This window comes from Streptomyces narbonensis (assembly GCF_014649015.1).
Lineage (GTDB): Bacteria > Actinomycetota > Actinomycetes > Streptomycetales > Streptomycetaceae > Streptomyces > Streptomyces narbonensis.
Map to the genome: position 1 here is coordinate 310,258 of NZ_BMSF01000005.1, position 12,884 is coordinate 323,141.

The 12,884-nt window shown below is 70.4% G+C and carries 12 protein-coding genes; 8 read left to right on the top strand and 4 right to left on the bottom strand.

Annotation, left to right across the window (positions count from 1 at the left end):
* The first annotated feature begins 3 nt into the window (after positions 1–3).
* From IE124_RS12135 to IE124_RS12150, 4 genes are all read left to right on the top strand, one after another.
* Positions 4–597 carry a hypothetical protein gene (locus IE124_RS12135; protein ID WP_189507715.1) on the top strand — a complete coding sequence of 198 codons (594 nt, stop codon included), beginning with the start codon at positions 4–6 and terminating at the stop codon, positions 595–597.
* Entirely contained in the window at positions 594–1,583 is a 990-nt protein-coding gene (locus tag IE124_RS12140; RefSeq protein ID WP_189507716.1) for a nucleotidyl transferase AbiEii/AbiGii toxin family protein, read from the top strand. The genes IE124_RS12135 and IE124_RS12140 overlap by 4 nt, the downstream gene beginning before the upstream one ends.
* A 65-nt stretch (positions 1,584–1,648) precedes the next feature.
* Complete coding sequence (locus tag IE124_RS12145) at positions 1,649–2,215, top strand: hypothetical protein (RefSeq protein ID WP_229832390.1); 567 nt, start codon at positions 1,649–1,651, stop codon at positions 2,213–2,215.
* Positions 2,184–3,260 carry a serine hydrolase domain-containing protein gene (locus IE124_RS12150; protein WP_229832391.1) on the top strand — a complete coding sequence of 359 codons (1,077 nt, stop codon included), beginning with the start codon at positions 2,184–2,186 and terminating at the stop codon, positions 3,258–3,260. Before IE124_RS12145 ends, IE124_RS12150 begins: the two co-directional genes overlap by 32 nt.
* A gap of 251 nt (positions 3,261–3,511) precedes the next feature.
* Here IE124_RS12150 and IE124_RS12155 read toward each other — a convergent pair whose 3' ends face one another.
* On the bottom strand, positions 3,512–4,192 hold the full coding sequence (locus tag IE124_RS12155) for a YoaK family protein (protein WP_189507717.1): 681 nt from the start codon (positions 4,190–4,192) through the stop codon (positions 3,512–3,514).
* Between the two features lie 545 nt (positions 4,193–4,737).
* Between IE124_RS12155 and IE124_RS12160 the strand changes: the two genes are divergently transcribed.
* The 3 genes from IE124_RS12160 (at position 4,738) to IE124_RS12170 (ending at position 7,944) form a co-directional block, all read left to right on the top strand.
* A complete protein-coding gene (locus tag IE124_RS12160) occupies positions 4,738–5,340 on the top strand; it encodes a DUF485 domain-containing protein (RefSeq protein ID WP_189507718.1) in 603 nt (200 codons plus the stop codon).
* On the top strand, positions 5,337–6,956 hold the full coding sequence (locus IE124_RS12165; protein ID WP_189507719.1) for a sodium/solute symporter: 1,620 nt from the start codon (positions 5,337–5,339) through the stop codon (positions 6,954–6,956). Before IE124_RS12160 ends, IE124_RS12165 begins: the two co-directional genes overlap by 4 nt.
* Before the next feature lie 157 nt (positions 6,957–7,113).
* Positions 7,114–7,944, top strand: coding sequence for a DUF1206 domain-containing protein (locus IE124_RS12170; RefSeq protein WP_189507720.1), 831 nt, complete (start codon positions 7,114–7,116; stop codon positions 7,942–7,944).
* A 385-nt stretch (positions 7,945–8,329) separates the two neighbouring features.
* On the opposite strand, the gene IE124_RS12175 is transcribed toward IE124_RS12170, so the two are convergent.
* Entirely contained in the window at positions 8,330–8,746 is a 417-nt protein-coding gene (locus tag IE124_RS12175) for a hypothetical protein (RefSeq protein WP_189507721.1), read from the bottom strand.
* Between the two features lie 89 nt (positions 8,747–8,835).
* On the opposite strand from IE124_RS12175, the gene IE124_RS36100 reads away from it, so the two are divergent.
* Positions 8,836–10,170, top strand: a complete 1,335-nt coding sequence (locus tag IE124_RS36100; RefSeq protein WP_189507722.1) for a transposase — start codon at positions 8,836–8,838, stop codon at positions 10,168–10,170.
* Positions 10,171–10,949: 779 nt separating this feature from the next.
* Here IE124_RS36100 and IE124_RS12185 read toward each other — a convergent pair.
* Positions 10,950–11,435: an excalibur calcium-binding protein gene (locus IE124_RS12185; protein WP_189507723.1), complete on the bottom strand. Its 486-nt coding sequence runs from the start codon at positions 11,433–11,435 to the stop codon at positions 10,950–10,952.
* A gap of 191 nt (positions 11,436–11,626) precedes the next feature.
* Entirely contained in the window at positions 11,627–12,754 is a 1,128-nt protein-coding gene (locus IE124_RS12190) for an NHL repeat-containing protein (protein ID WP_189507724.1), read from the bottom strand.
* Positions 12,755–12,884: the final 130 nt, after the last annotated feature.

Below are 12,884 nucleotides of genomic sequence, written 5' to 3' on the forward strand. Positions count from 1 at the left end.
GGGATGAACGAGGTTGACGACGTCTTCGAGACGCATGTGACGGTGCGGTGCCGGACCGAGGGGGAGTTCACCCGCCTCCGCGCCTGGGCGGTGGACCGCGACCTGAAGGTCACCACCATCATCCTCGCGCGTGGCCGTACGCCGGTCCAACCGATGCTGACCCTGCGCGGCCGCGCAGGTCATCCGGCAGTGGTGTCCGGGCTGCGAGAGGCCGGTTTCGAGCCGGGACGGGTCAAGGTGGAGACGGTGCCGTGGAGCGCGGAGCCGGCAGGCCCTGGCGGGGGCTACTACGAGCACCACGTCAAGCTGGCGCTGCCCGCCGCGTACGACCGGGTGGCGCTTGAGGACCTCGTCGTGCCGCACGGCGCCCACGTGTCGTGGAACGCGCGCCGGGTGCTGCCGGGGCCGGGTGAGCGGCACGAACGGTTCGTGACCCAGCGGCACCCGGGCCCCGCGGACGCGGCGGGGCGCGCCTGCGACGCGCTCGTCGCGTCATTGATCGCCGCCGGACACGAGCCGGTGGCGGAGGAGCGGGAGTTCGTGGTCTCCGACAGCGATCTGTCGTGGGACGAGGGCTGGCTGGAGGAGACCATATGAACGAGAAGCAGTGGACGCCGTCTGTTCCTGACGGGCCCGACAGCCTTACCGAGCCCATCACCGACCGCACGCGCCGCAGGAGCGAGGTTCCGCAGACCCTGACCGCGGGAGTCGGCGACGTGGCCACACGGCACCGGATCTTCGACCCCGCGCTCAAGCACTTCGACGAGGCGTTCCGGCCCGCCGACGGGGTTGTCGAGGACCCGCAGCTGCGGGCCCGCTGGCAGACGGCCCGGCGCGCGGCGCTGGAGCTCGTCCTCGCGGCCGTCGCCGGGTCGCCGTGGGCCGGCTCCCTCGTGCTGCGCGGCAGCATGCTGATGGGGGCCTGGTTCGGCGACGCCGCCCGCGCCCCGAAGGACATCGACTTCGTCGTCGTCCCCGAGACCTGGCGCATCGAGGAGGCCCGTACCCGGACGATGCTCGACGGGATCGCCGTAGCGGCTGAGCGCCTGGCCGAGGAGCGTGGGACGGACCTGTCGATCTCGGCGGCCGGAGCCGTGTCCGAGTACATCTGGACGTACGAGCGGGTGCCCGGCCACCGTCTGGTCCTGCCGTGGACCGTCCCCGGTCTTCCCCGCGGCCAGGTCCAGCTCGACTTCGTCTTCAACGAGCGCCTCCCGACCCCTCCCCGCCCCGCTGAGGTCGCGGGCGTCCGCCTGTCGGCCGCGGACCGGGAGTCGTCCTTGGCCTGGAAGCTCATGTGGCTGAGCTGCGACATGTATCCGCAGGCCAAGGATCTGTACGACGCGGTCCTCCTCGCCGAGAGCTGCACCCCGCCCCTCGCCCTCCTGGAAGCGGTGCTGCGCGAGGCGGACGAGTGGCCGGGCCGTCCGGACGAGCCGCTCAACCTGGCGGTGTTCGAGAACGCCGTCCGCGAGGTCGACTGGACGGGCTTCGACGACGCGCACCCCGACACGGAGGCCGCCCGGCGCGACCTCGGCGCCCGTCTGCTGTCCGCGCTGGCTCCGATACTGGGGACCGCCTAAACCGTTTCCTTCGGATCTGCCGGCAGATTGTGCTGAGTAGAGCTGCGTGGACGATCATTGGGGCCGTGAGCACGGATTATTGGGCGGTCCTCGGGGACTCCGAGCGGGATCAGTGGCGGTACGTCCCCCTCCAGACCATTGGGCCGCTGAGTTTTGGAATGAGTCGGGAGGACGCCGCTGCCACCATGGAGGGGCAGGGCTTCGCTGCGACGCCGCACAACATGGGCGGCTGGCAGGCGACGGGACGTACGCAGTGGCGAGTCGAGTTCTCCAAGCCGCAGCCGGCCAGGAGAAGCCGACCAGCGGTGAAGTGCTACTTCGTCGAAGGTGCGGGATTGACGTGTGTGCTGGTGGATGGACGACTCGGCCCACAGGTCACCCATGAGGGAATCCGTCTGATCGGCAGGGTTCCCTCCGAACTTTTCGAGGACATGGAGTCCTACGCGATCCGGCACGACGTGGGGCTCCGGTCCACCGGGGGAGGCGAACTGATCGTCGACGGCTTCGAAATCGACCTGGGCGCACAGCGTGCCGGCGACGCCGTGGTGACCTGGGCGCTCTTCTGCAATCCCGGAGAGATCGCGGGTACATCCTGGGACATTGCCCCTGCAGAGGTCTGGCACCACTGGTAGGGCCCAGGCTCAGCCGCCACCGCCCGAGGCCCTCGCCCGTCGACCGTGTCTGTCGGCGGCTCTGGCGTTAAGCGTCGTCGCGCCCGCCCAGGCCGCCCCCGACGGCCTGACCCCGGTGCTGGACCGGGCCGCGCTGCGCGCCGCGATCGAACCGCGTCCGGGTGACAGCGCGGCCGGCGTAGTAGCGGAAGCACACAGGAACGGGGAGACGTGGCGGGGCGCGGCCGGGGACGTCGTGACCGGCCGGCACGTCTCACCGCGCGCGCATTTCAGGATCGGCAGCGTCACCAAGACGATGGAGGCGGTGATCCTGCTCCAGCTGTCCGCCGAGGACCGCGTCGACCTGGACGACAGCGTCCAGCTCTATCTGCCCGGCCTGTTGCCGGAGGACCGGTTCAAGGAGCCGATCAGTGTGCGACAGCTGCTCGACCACACCAGCGGACTCCCGCACGACCTGGAGGGCGCGCCGGCCTCCACGCCGGACGAGGAGATCGAGCAGCGGATGGACTACGTGACTTTCGACGAGGTGATCCGCAAGACACTCCGCCCCGAAGGCCGGCCCGGCCCGGGGCCGTGCTTCAGCCCCGGCACTCGACAGGAGTACAACTCCTTCGGCTACCGCATCGCAGGCAAGCTCATCGAGGAGATCACCGGGCATTCGTACCAGTACGAGGCAGTCACCCGCATCCTCAGGCCGCTGAGGATGCGGGACACACGACCCACCGTCCCGAACCGAGCCACCCCCGTGCCCCGGCCGTACCTGCCCGGCTACCTGGCAGGCAACGGCGGCGACCTCGTCGACGTCAACGTACAAGGCGGGCTGCCCGCGAGCATGACAGCTACGACGGCGGACCTGGACCGGTTCATATCCGGCTTGTTCGACGGCCCACTGCTGCGCCCGGCGCAGGCCGCCGAACTGTTCACGGTGCCGAAGGGCGAGGATGGCAAGCCCTCTGCCGTACATGGACGGCTCCCACTGCAACACGGGGCCTGGCAAGGGCACAGCCTGCTTCAGCGTGGGGTTGATGTCCACGCCGCTGCCTGACGGGACGCTCCTGTGGGGCAAGACCGGATCGGATCCGGGGTACCGCAGTGGTGTCTTCGCTTCCCGGGATCTCGGCTTGCGCGCGGTCTACGCGGTGGGTACCGCCGGGCCCGTCGACGGGGTCCCTGCGGCTGCCCAACGACTGGCCGTGACGGCATTCGGCAGCTGATCAGCTTGTGCGCTGCTGCGCCGCCCCCGCCCGCTCGATGTCCGGGAGGCAGGGCGGCAGAAGGCCGTCCGGGAAGAACGTTTCATGCGCTCGGCGTCAGACGGGCCGCGTACCCGCCCATGCCGCCCAGTACGCCCGCGGCCGCGACCAGCAGGGCCACGGTGATGCTCACCTGCAGCAGCACGGTGCCGATCGCCGCGCCGGTCAGGACCGCCGCCAGCCCCGCGAGCCGATAGAGCTGGTACGGGTCACCCGGCCCGCTGCCGAGCGCCGAGTACCTGATCCACGTGACGAGGGTGCCCGTGACGAGGGTGGTGTTGAGGACGCCCCCGAGCCGCCACATCGTCGCGCTGCGCACCCCCATGGCCAGCGCGGTCGAGGCGATCACCGCGTAGTGCCGAGGAGACGGCTCTCCCACGACGGACGGCAGGCCGAGCGCGGCCAGCGCCCCGGTCACGAGCAGGGCCGCCGCGACGACGGCCGAGGTGAAGATCCACCGCCGGGGCCTGCCCCCCCATGCCACCCCCAGGCGGCTGCTTGCGACAGCGCCCACGGCGAACGCGGCGAGTGCCGTGAACGACGCGAGGGGTGCCAGGCCTTCGCCCCCGGCCAGGGCGAAGCCGAGGAAGAGGATGTTGCCGGTCATGAACGCCGTGAAGATCTGGCCGAGGCCGAGGAAGGCCACCGCGTCCACGATCCCCGTGACCGCGGTCAGAGCGACGAGCACCTTGGGCCGCGGATCGGCAGGAGCGGATACGGACATGGTCACGCCTTCCTGACCCGGACGAGGGGAGCGAACGCCGGGGACACCGACGACTCCCCGTCGGACGCGAACCCGAGCACTGTCCGCGCGCGGTCCATACGAGCACCCTGACCCCGGCGCTCCGAACCCATCCAAGAGGGCTGATCACCCAGCGCGACGACATCACGGAATTCGAAGGGGACGTGCACAGCCTCATAGCGCTGGGCCTCGTGCCTGCGTCGGCCAGGGGGCCTGGCCCGCGCACTCACCCGATCGCTGCTGCCGTGCCTCAAGGCTGCACAGGTAGGCGTCCCGTCGTCGGCCCCGGCGGACCGGTCGTGCCGAGCGGCCTGCCCGGCCCCGGCGGCGGCCCGAGTCGCACCCGTGACCTGCGGAAAGATCCACGACGGGGTTTCCACCGATTTCGTCGCCACACGCACAGGATCGTCACCGAACCGACATACCGAGCGGTCGGAAACCCCTTACGGAAGAGCTATACCCATGAGTAACGTACGCGGACCACCAGCGCCACCCGCCCGTTCCCGGGGCGGCAAGGAGCAAGATCGATGTCGTACCACCAGCCTTTCCCCGGCCCACCGCCCGTACCCCGGCGCCCGGATGCCGGACGGCACCGCCAAGAGGCGGCGTCTCAGTCCTGGGAGGGCGGATCGTCGTCCTGGGGCACCGATCCACAGGCAGCCTGGGACTCGTCCCCGCGAGTGTGGGACTCCTCGCCGCAGGGCCGGGACTTCGCGCAGCAGCCCTGGGACGCGTCTCCGCAGCCGCAACCGCCCGCTGCCACCGACGATCGCGCTGATCTGCACCGGCTCGGATCGGCCTACCGCAGGCTCCGCCGCGTCGCCACCTTCACCGCGCTCGGCTACTTCGTCATCTTTCTTTTCCTGTCCGGCTACGCCCCCTCGATGATGACCGGCAACATCAGCGGTGGTCTCACCGCAGGCCTGGTTCTGGGTCTCCTCCAGCTGCCCGTGGCGCTGGCTGCGATCGCGCTGTACGAGCGGATCGCGCGCAAGAACGTCGACCCGCTCGCCGCGGCCATCCGCGAACGCGCCGAGCAGGCGGCCGCGGCAGCCGAGCCCCGGCCGGAACGCCCGAGCCGGTCCGCACGTCCCGTGTGGCAGCAGCCCTCCGGAGGTGCGCGCGCATGACCAGCTTCAGCTCCGAGGCCCAGACCATGTCGCTGCTGGCGTTCATCGCGGTCATCACTGTCACGCTGCTGCTGTGCGTGATGACCGGCCCTGATCGTGACGACCTGGGCGATTTCTACACCGGCTACCGCTCGCTCTCTCCCGTGCAGAGCGGCCTCGCGATCGCCGGCGACTACATCTCCGCCGGCACCGTGCTCGGCACCATCGGCATCATCGCGCTCGTCGGCTACGACGGCGTCACGCTCGCCCTGAGCACCGTGCTCTCGCTGGTCCTGATGATGTTCCTGCTCGCCGAACCGCTGCGTAACGCCGGCCGGTTCACGATCGGCGACGTCTTCACCCGGCGTCTCCCGGGCCCCGCGGTACGGATCACCACAGCCATGGTCACCCTGACCGCACTGCTGCCGCTGGTCATCTTCCAGCTCGCGGGCGCCGGCGACCTCCTCTCCGTCGTCCTCGGCTTCGACTCCGACGGTTTCAAGACCGGGGCCATCGTGTTCCTGGGCCTGCTGATGATCGCGTACGCGGCGATCGGAGGCATGAAGGGCACCGCCTTCATCCAGATCGTCAAGACCGTCACCCTGCTCGGCGCGTCCCTCGCGATCGCCGCGCTCATCCTCAACCGCTTCGACTTCAGCCTGCCCTCCCTGCTGGACGCCGCCAAGCAAGGCAGCGGGGCCGGAGACGCCTATCTCGCCTCCGGTCTGCAGTTCGGTGGCAACGAACTCGACATGATCAGCACTCAGTTGACGGTCGTGCTCGGTGCCGCGGTGCTGCCGCAGATCACCATGCGCATGTTCACCGCGCGCAGCGCGGCAGCCGTGCGGCGCTCGATGTCCTGGGCCGTGTCGACCGTCGTCGTGACCTGTCTGCTGATCGCCGTCATCGGCTTCGGCGCGGCCGCGATCGTCGGCCACAAGGGGATCGTCGCCGGCGACCCGCAGGGCAAGACGGCGTTCCTCATGGTCAGCCAGGCCGTCATGGGTACGGACCAGAGCGCCGTCGAGACACTGCTGTTCACGGCCGTGGCGACAGCCATCTTCCTCACGCTGCTGGCCTCGGTCGCCGGGATCACCCTCGCCTGCGCCAACACCCTGGCGCACGACCTCATCACGCACGGGCTGCGCCGCAAGGCGCAACTGAAGGCCTCCACGGAGATGGCCATCGCCCGGACCGCCGCAGCGGGCGTCGGACTCGCGGCGATCGCGATCGCCGCCGGTGCACGGCACCTGAACCTTCAGGCACTGCTCACCCTGTCGTTCTGCATCGGCGCGTCCGCGGTCGCACCGGCCCTCATCTACAGCCTCTTCTGGCGCCGCTACTCCCGTACGGGACTGCTCTGCACCCTCATCGTGGGCAGCGCCTCCGCGTTCATCCTGATGACCGGCAGCAACCTGGTGTCCGGATCGCCCCAGGCGATCTTCCCGGACCAGGACTTCAACTGGTTCCCGTTCACGACGTCGGGCATTCTCTCGGCCCCGCTGGGCTTCCTCGCGGGCTGGCTCGGCACGGTGCTCCGCGAACGCGACCCGGACGACCAGCGCCTGCGGTACGAAGCGGTGGAGGAGACGATCCTGGCCGGCACCCCCGCGGCGAACAGCGCCTCGGCGTCCTGACGCGCACGCTCCGACGAAAAGGGCGCCCGGCCTGTCGCCGTAGCTGGGCGACCTTGGTGACGCGGCTCGTGATCGAAGGCTGTCGCGGTCCCCGCCTCCTGATTCGAAGCGCGCACTCGGGGCATGCGGGGGGTCCGGACGAAGGGGAGGACCTGACATGACAACAACCGGGTCGTCGTGGGCCGCCGCGAGGCGCGCGGCCGGGGGAGACGTCGTACGTACGGGCGCCCGGGTGGGTTTCGCGGCGCGCGGTGTGCTGTACCTGCTCGTCGGAGTTCTGGCTGTACGCATCGGCCTGACGGGCACGAACGAGCAGGCCGACCGGGGCGGGGCCCTCACCGAGGTAGCCGCGACGCCCTTCGGGGCCGTCCTCCTGTGGGCCCTGGGCGTCGGACTCGCCGGGATGGCGGTGTGGCGGCTCTCCGAGGCGCTGTTCGGCTCGGCGGGACCCAAGGGCGACGGCGCGGGTAAACGCGCTCTGTCCGGCGCACGGTTCGTCTTCTACGGAGTCTCGTCGTTCCTCGTCCTGGCCTTCGCGGTCGGCGACCGGGGCAGCGGGGCCGGTTCCACGGACCGGCAGAGCCAGGACATCACCGGGCGCCTTCTCGCTCTGCCCGGCGGGCAGTGGTGGGTGGGCGCCGCGGCCGCGGGCTTCCTCGGCGCGGGAATGTGGATCGCGGGCCGGGCGGCACTGCGCACGTACCGCGAGCACCTCACCTGGGGCCGGATGTCGAAGCACCAGCGGCGGTTCATGGACGTGACGGGTATCGCAGGAGGTGTGGGACGCGGGCTCGTCTTCGGTGCGGTCGGCTACTTCGGCCTGAGGGCGGCGGTCACCTTCGACCCGAAGGAGTCCAAGGGTATGGACGATGCCATCCGCTCCTTCGCCCAGACACCCGTCGGGCCGTGGCTTTTGGTCGCCGTGGCCGTCGGACTCGTCCTTTTCGGTGTGTTCTCCTTCGGTCAGTCCAAGTGGCGCGACGTCTGAGCCCCGTCGCACTCTGGCGAGCCGCTGTTTCTCGTCCTCGTTCGCCTCACCCGGCTGCAACACCATCGTCGAGCTCGAATCCGACAAGGCGTGTGCGGTCATGGCCAGGGTGATGTGACGGTGCCATTCGGGGGAGCGGCAGTTCTCGCTCTTCAACAGAGTGGACGTTCCCTCCAGAGGAGTACCTTGGCCTGCACGGAGCCCGCCGCCGCGGGACCTGGCCGATCTGCGCAGGGCGGTGGGGACGCATGGACGGTTTACCACGACGAGGGATGAGCCTAGAACCTGTCCGGCCGATCACTCCAGGTGCGCCGGGGCAAGAAGCCGCTCGCGCTGCCCCAGCAAGGGCTCGGATCACGACTACAGGAATACCGGCGTGGTGAGGTCAGGGCGCGAAGTACCAGCAGTACAGGCTCAGGCCTCTCTCCGCACGCCTCATGGCTAGAGCTGACAGTCGCTCAAGGAGGTCGACGGCATCGTCCGACCCGATCTCATCGCCCATCTCGGAGACGATCTCGGCCCACGTGAGAGCGGTGGCTCTGAGCTGATCCGTTCCTGCATTGGCCAGGGCTGTCGAGAGCGTCTGCGAAACAGCGAAGACAGTGAAGCCGTCGTTGGCCATGGGCACCACGTGCCGGAGCGGACTCTCCGCCCCCGTCAGCAGAGCTTCCCACCTCGGGACTGCGTCATCCGGATAGATGCCGTCACACGGCACGGCAGGAAAATCATGGCTCTTGCGCGGTCCTACCCGCACTGCTGACTCGTCGCCCTCAGCAAGGAAGAACTCTCCTACAAGCACCATCTGCTGATGATGCCATGTCTCGGTACCCCCGAGCCCGACCGAGTGACTGCTCCGCCGCCGGGGCGTGATTGGGTGCATGGGGCGGGGTGATGACGGATGCCGAGTGGGAACGGCTGCGACCGTTCCGGCCGGTCAGCAACGGACGTGGTGGCAGGTGGCGTGAACATCGGCAGGTGATGGACGGGATGTCGTATCGGGTGCGGACCGGGTCGCACTCACCCCACCTGCCCGAACGGTTCGGACCGTGGAAGACCATCTACGAACGCCGCCGGCTGTGGTCGGCCGACGGCACGGGGGGCGTTTGCTCCAGCAGGTCCAGGCCGCGGCCGACGAGGCGGGCTAGATCGACGAGACATCTCGGTCGACTCCACCATCGTCCGCACACACCAGCATCACATCCAAGAGGGCGGCAGGGGGAATGCCAGGACGAAACGCTGTGGCAGAGTCTGGTCGCCCGCCTGGTGGAGGTGGTGCTGCAGGCGAGGGCGGGTGCGGTGCCTGGCACGATGGCGCCTATGGTCATCGGCATGTCTCCGTTTCTTCCCGGCCCCGCGGGCGCCGCTGCTCACGCGCGCGCAATGCGCGATCGTCCTGACACGTATGTGGATGTGCCGGCGGTGCCGGTCGCCTCGTACCCGCCCGGCGCCGGCCGAGTGGTGCGGCGGGAGGCAGTGCGGCCGGTGTACGCGGCGGTGGTGGCGGAGATCGGGGAGCCGACGCTGTACGGCGGTTCGGCTGCCGGCCCCAGTGTGCGCTGGCACACCGGGTCGCACGTGGTGCTGCTGGCGGGGGGCCCGCAGGGCGCCACACTGTCCGTGCACACGGCATCGGACCTGCACGGGCGCGAGTACTCGGTGGTGGAGTCGGGTTCGGTCGGCTGGCGGGCGGAGCAGCCGCACGGCTTCGACACACTTCCGTACCTTTGGCTGCTGCACCGGGGCCCGGAGCGGGACTGGCCGGCTTTCCGTTGGGACGGTCATCACACGGCCGCGTCCTGGGAGCATCTGGAATCGTCGCTCGAACTGCTCCTGGACTCGTGGATGGAGCAGTTGCCGGTACAGATGCCGGGGGACTGGGCGTCGTTCATCGTCGGGTGCTCGCGGGACTGGCCACGGCATCTGCGGGTGGGGTACAGCCAGGACCCCGGCCGGCTGTCGCTGATGGTGGACCACCGGACCACAGCCGACGCGCCGGGCCTGGAGGAGACCATGCGGGAGCGGGGCTGGCAGGTGTGCGACCGCGGCTGGTGGCGCGCGGAGTTCGCGGACCAGGACCCTGACGCGGCCAGGTCGGCGGCCCGGCTGCTGGTCGCCGACGTCCGCGCCCGTGGATCGGTCTGCCCGGACGAGCTCGTGGCCTGGGAGGTGACGGTCAACGACCATGGCCGACTGTGGCTCCCTGGCATCGGCATGCCGGTGAATTGAACCCGCTCGGCGGGGTCGGCAGTATGCCGGGTTCAAACGCCAGGGATCGGCAGGCGAGGGTGGGACGAGCTGGGGTCTCGGGGCCGTACGGAGAGGTTCCGGGCGTCGTTCCTGTCCGGTGACGGCGAGCGTTCGGTGGCGAACGCGCTATGGCGGCCTTCCCGGGACATCCGAGGACGCCCCGGCCTCGTCCGGCTGTGGTCAATCGTCGAGCGGCTTGGGCGCTTCCTCCCCGCGGCACGTGGCGCGCATGCCGTACGGGACGCCGGGGCGGGTCGGCCTCCGGCATCGGCCAGTCCAGCGATCCGATGATCGGAAAGAGATGCCCTGGTCGTCGAAATCGAAGCCCGACGCCTCGACCTGCGCCCTGGGGACGGCGGGCGGCTGTGCCTCCAGGCGACGGCTGCCGGAGCGGAGTCCGTGGCCGAGGGCTGCGTGGTGCCGGCCGACGGCCCCTTCGACCCGGCCGCTCGCCGCCGGTAGGCCTGGCAAGTCCCTTAAGAGATGGGCTAGTTGTCATGTCCGTCGAGCGATTGCGGGGCCTGGTACGGCACCATCGCACCCCGGCGAGGTGACCGGCGGACGCGAGCCGTCCCCCGAGTGCACACCCGAACAGAAGGCCGAGGAGGCGCACCTGTGGGGCGTGCGCGGGTGAGGACCGGCGCCCGACGCGCTCTGGGAGCAATGCCGCCCGGCCGCCGCCCTACCCCTGCGCCGTGCGTTCACACCGGGTGCCGGGAAAGCCGACGTTCGGCGCGCCGGGTGACCGTCACCCGGCTTCACTGCCGTCTCGACTGCGCCCGGTGCTGATGGCGGCGCGCCGCGAGGTAGCCGCCGACCCCCGCGGCAGTGACGGCCAGGGTGAGGCCTACGACGATGCTGACATCGGAAGGGCCCGACGCTCCGCCGATCCCGGCCCGGGTACCGAGGCTCGGAACGACCGGGGCCGGAACAGCGGGGACCACCGGCTGAAGCGTGGTGGCACCCGGGTTCACGGGCCGGGTGACGGTAGGGCTCGGGCTGACCGGCGGCACGGCACGCGTGCTGCCACGTCTGGGCAGCGCCTCGCAGGCGATGCCGTCATCGGGGCCCTGGTCTTCATCGAGCCGGTGCGGGTCGCTGGGATCCCGGTCGAATTCCGCTTGGGCGTCTTCCTGGAAGCGGAAGTCCCGGCAGTCGAGATCCTGAGCGTGAGCGACGCCGGACAAGGGGGCGACGGAAACGATCGCCAGGGCTATGCCGGCCACCATACTGCGACTGCTCATCAGGAGACCTCCTCAGTGCCTTGCAGACGTCACCCCACGCTAGGAACGGCCCGCAGCCGGGGCTCGTGGAGTTAGCCCGAACGGTCACCGGTCCTGTCCAACGGTCGGCACACGGCACCTCCGCACGCCGTCGCCGTCGCCGCCGCCCACAAGGCCGAGACGGATCCGCCCGGCTTCCCCGGTGCGCCGGGTCAGCGACGGATGCCCGCGTACGCCGACGGGGAGATCCCGCCCTCCGCGCCCTGGGCGCCGCCGACTGTCCAGACCCGGCCCGCCGCGTCGGTCGCGGCGCCGTAGAGGTACCCGGCTCCGCGCGGGTTCTCCGTGCGCTTGAGCAGTCCGTTGGATCCGAGCGTCAGGACGTAGTTTCCGGCCGGGTTGACGTCGGGGTTCATGGTTTCCCCCACGATCACCGGGCGGCCGGACCCGTCGAAGGCTATGTCGAACAGCTGGCCCGTCTCGGCGGGCGTTTCGACCGTGGACCAGGCGTGGCCGTCGAAACGCACGACGACGGGACGGCGCCACAGGTTCTCGTCCCGCATGTGTCCCACGGCCCAGATGTCGTTCGCCGACCGCCTCTCGATGCCGTCGAACATCGCGCCGTCGAGCCCGCTCGGCAGCTGCTGCTTCGTCCACGACGTACCGTCGAACCGCGAGACGCCGTCACCGATGGCGAGGACGACCCCGCCCGGTCCCACCTCCAGCTGGGAGACCCAGGCGAGCCCGGTGTCGGCCGGCAGCCGGGCCCAGCCGCCGCTGCCGTCCGCCCGGCCGCGGAACAGAGCCGGCCGGTACTCGCCGGTCGCGTCGGTGTATCCGCCGTGGACCCACACCGCACCACGCGCGTCCACGTCGACGGCCGACAGCGACGTGCCCTCCGCCCCCTTGGGGAAGGGCACCTCGACCGCGCTCCAGGCCTTGCCGTTCCAGTGCTGGAGCAGCGCGCGCCCCCGGTCCCAGTCGTCCTCGCCGACGGCTTCGTGGCGGGTGCCCACGGCCCACACCTGATCGGGCGCGCCGACGGCGAGGTCCTCCAGGCGGCCGTGCTCGGCGGGCTGCGGAGGCGCCTGCCAGCCGGTACCGGTCCAGCGCAGCGCGACCGGCGCGAAGGGCCGGGTGGTCGCGTCGTCGTGCTTGCCCACAGCCCAGGTCGCACCACCCGCGGTCTCGACATCGAACAGCACACTGCCGTTGCTGCCGGACGGGCTGACGTTCCGCCAGTTCTGGGTCTGTGCGGCGGCAGGAGCCGCGGCGACCGCGACGAACGAGGCGAGACCGACAGCGACGGCGGCGGCCGCACGGGGCAGGGAAAGATTCATGACGGGATTCCTCGCAGGGAGTCGGGTGTCGTACGGGTTCTCACCTCTTTGACGCGCCGACCCACGAAAGATGTTTCATTTTTCCGAAACAGCCCGGGGCGAGCACGAGCAAGCGCCATGCCGACAAGTC

Excerpts from the sequence above, each read along its gene's own strand:
- IE124_RS12160 (WP_189507718.1), top strand. The coding sequence starts at position 4,738 with ATGTCGTACCACCAGCCTTTCCCCGGCCCACCGCCCGTACCCCGGCGC.
- IE124_RS12155 (WP_189507717.1), bottom strand. The coding sequence starts at position 4,192 with ATGTCCGTATCCGCTCCTGCCGATCCGCGGCCCAAGGTGCTCGTCGCT.
- IE124_RS12190 (WP_189507724.1), bottom strand. The coding sequence starts at position 12,754 with ATGAATCTTTCCCTGCCCCGTGCGGCCGCCGCCGTCGCTGTCGGTCTC.
- IE124_RS12135 (WP_189507715.1), top strand. The coding sequence starts at position 4 with ATGAACGAGGTTGACGACGTCTTCGAGACGCATGTGACGGTGCGGTGC.
- IE124_RS12170 (WP_189507720.1), top strand. The coding sequence starts at position 7,114 with ATGACAACAACCGGGTCGTCGTGGGCCGCCGCGAGGCGCGCGGCCGGG.
- IE124_RS12165 (WP_189507719.1), top strand. The coding sequence starts at position 5,337 with ATGACCAGCTTCAGCTCCGAGGCCCAGACCATGTCGCTGCTGGCGTTC.
- IE124_RS36100 (WP_189507722.1), top strand. The coding sequence starts at position 8,836 with ATGACGGATGCCGAGTGGGAACGGCTGCGACCGTTCCGGCCGGTCAGC.
- IE124_RS12185 (WP_189507723.1), bottom strand. The coding sequence starts at position 11,435 with ATGAGCAGTCGCAGTATGGTGGCCGGCATAGCCCTGGCGATCGTTTCC.
- IE124_RS12175 (WP_189507721.1), bottom strand. The coding sequence starts at position 8,746 with ATGGTGCTTGTAGGAGAGTTCTTCCTTGCTGAGGGCGACGAGTCAGCA.
- IE124_RS12140 (WP_189507716.1), top strand. The coding sequence starts at position 594 with ATGAACGAGAAGCAGTGGACGCCGTCTGTTCCTGACGGGCCCGACAGC.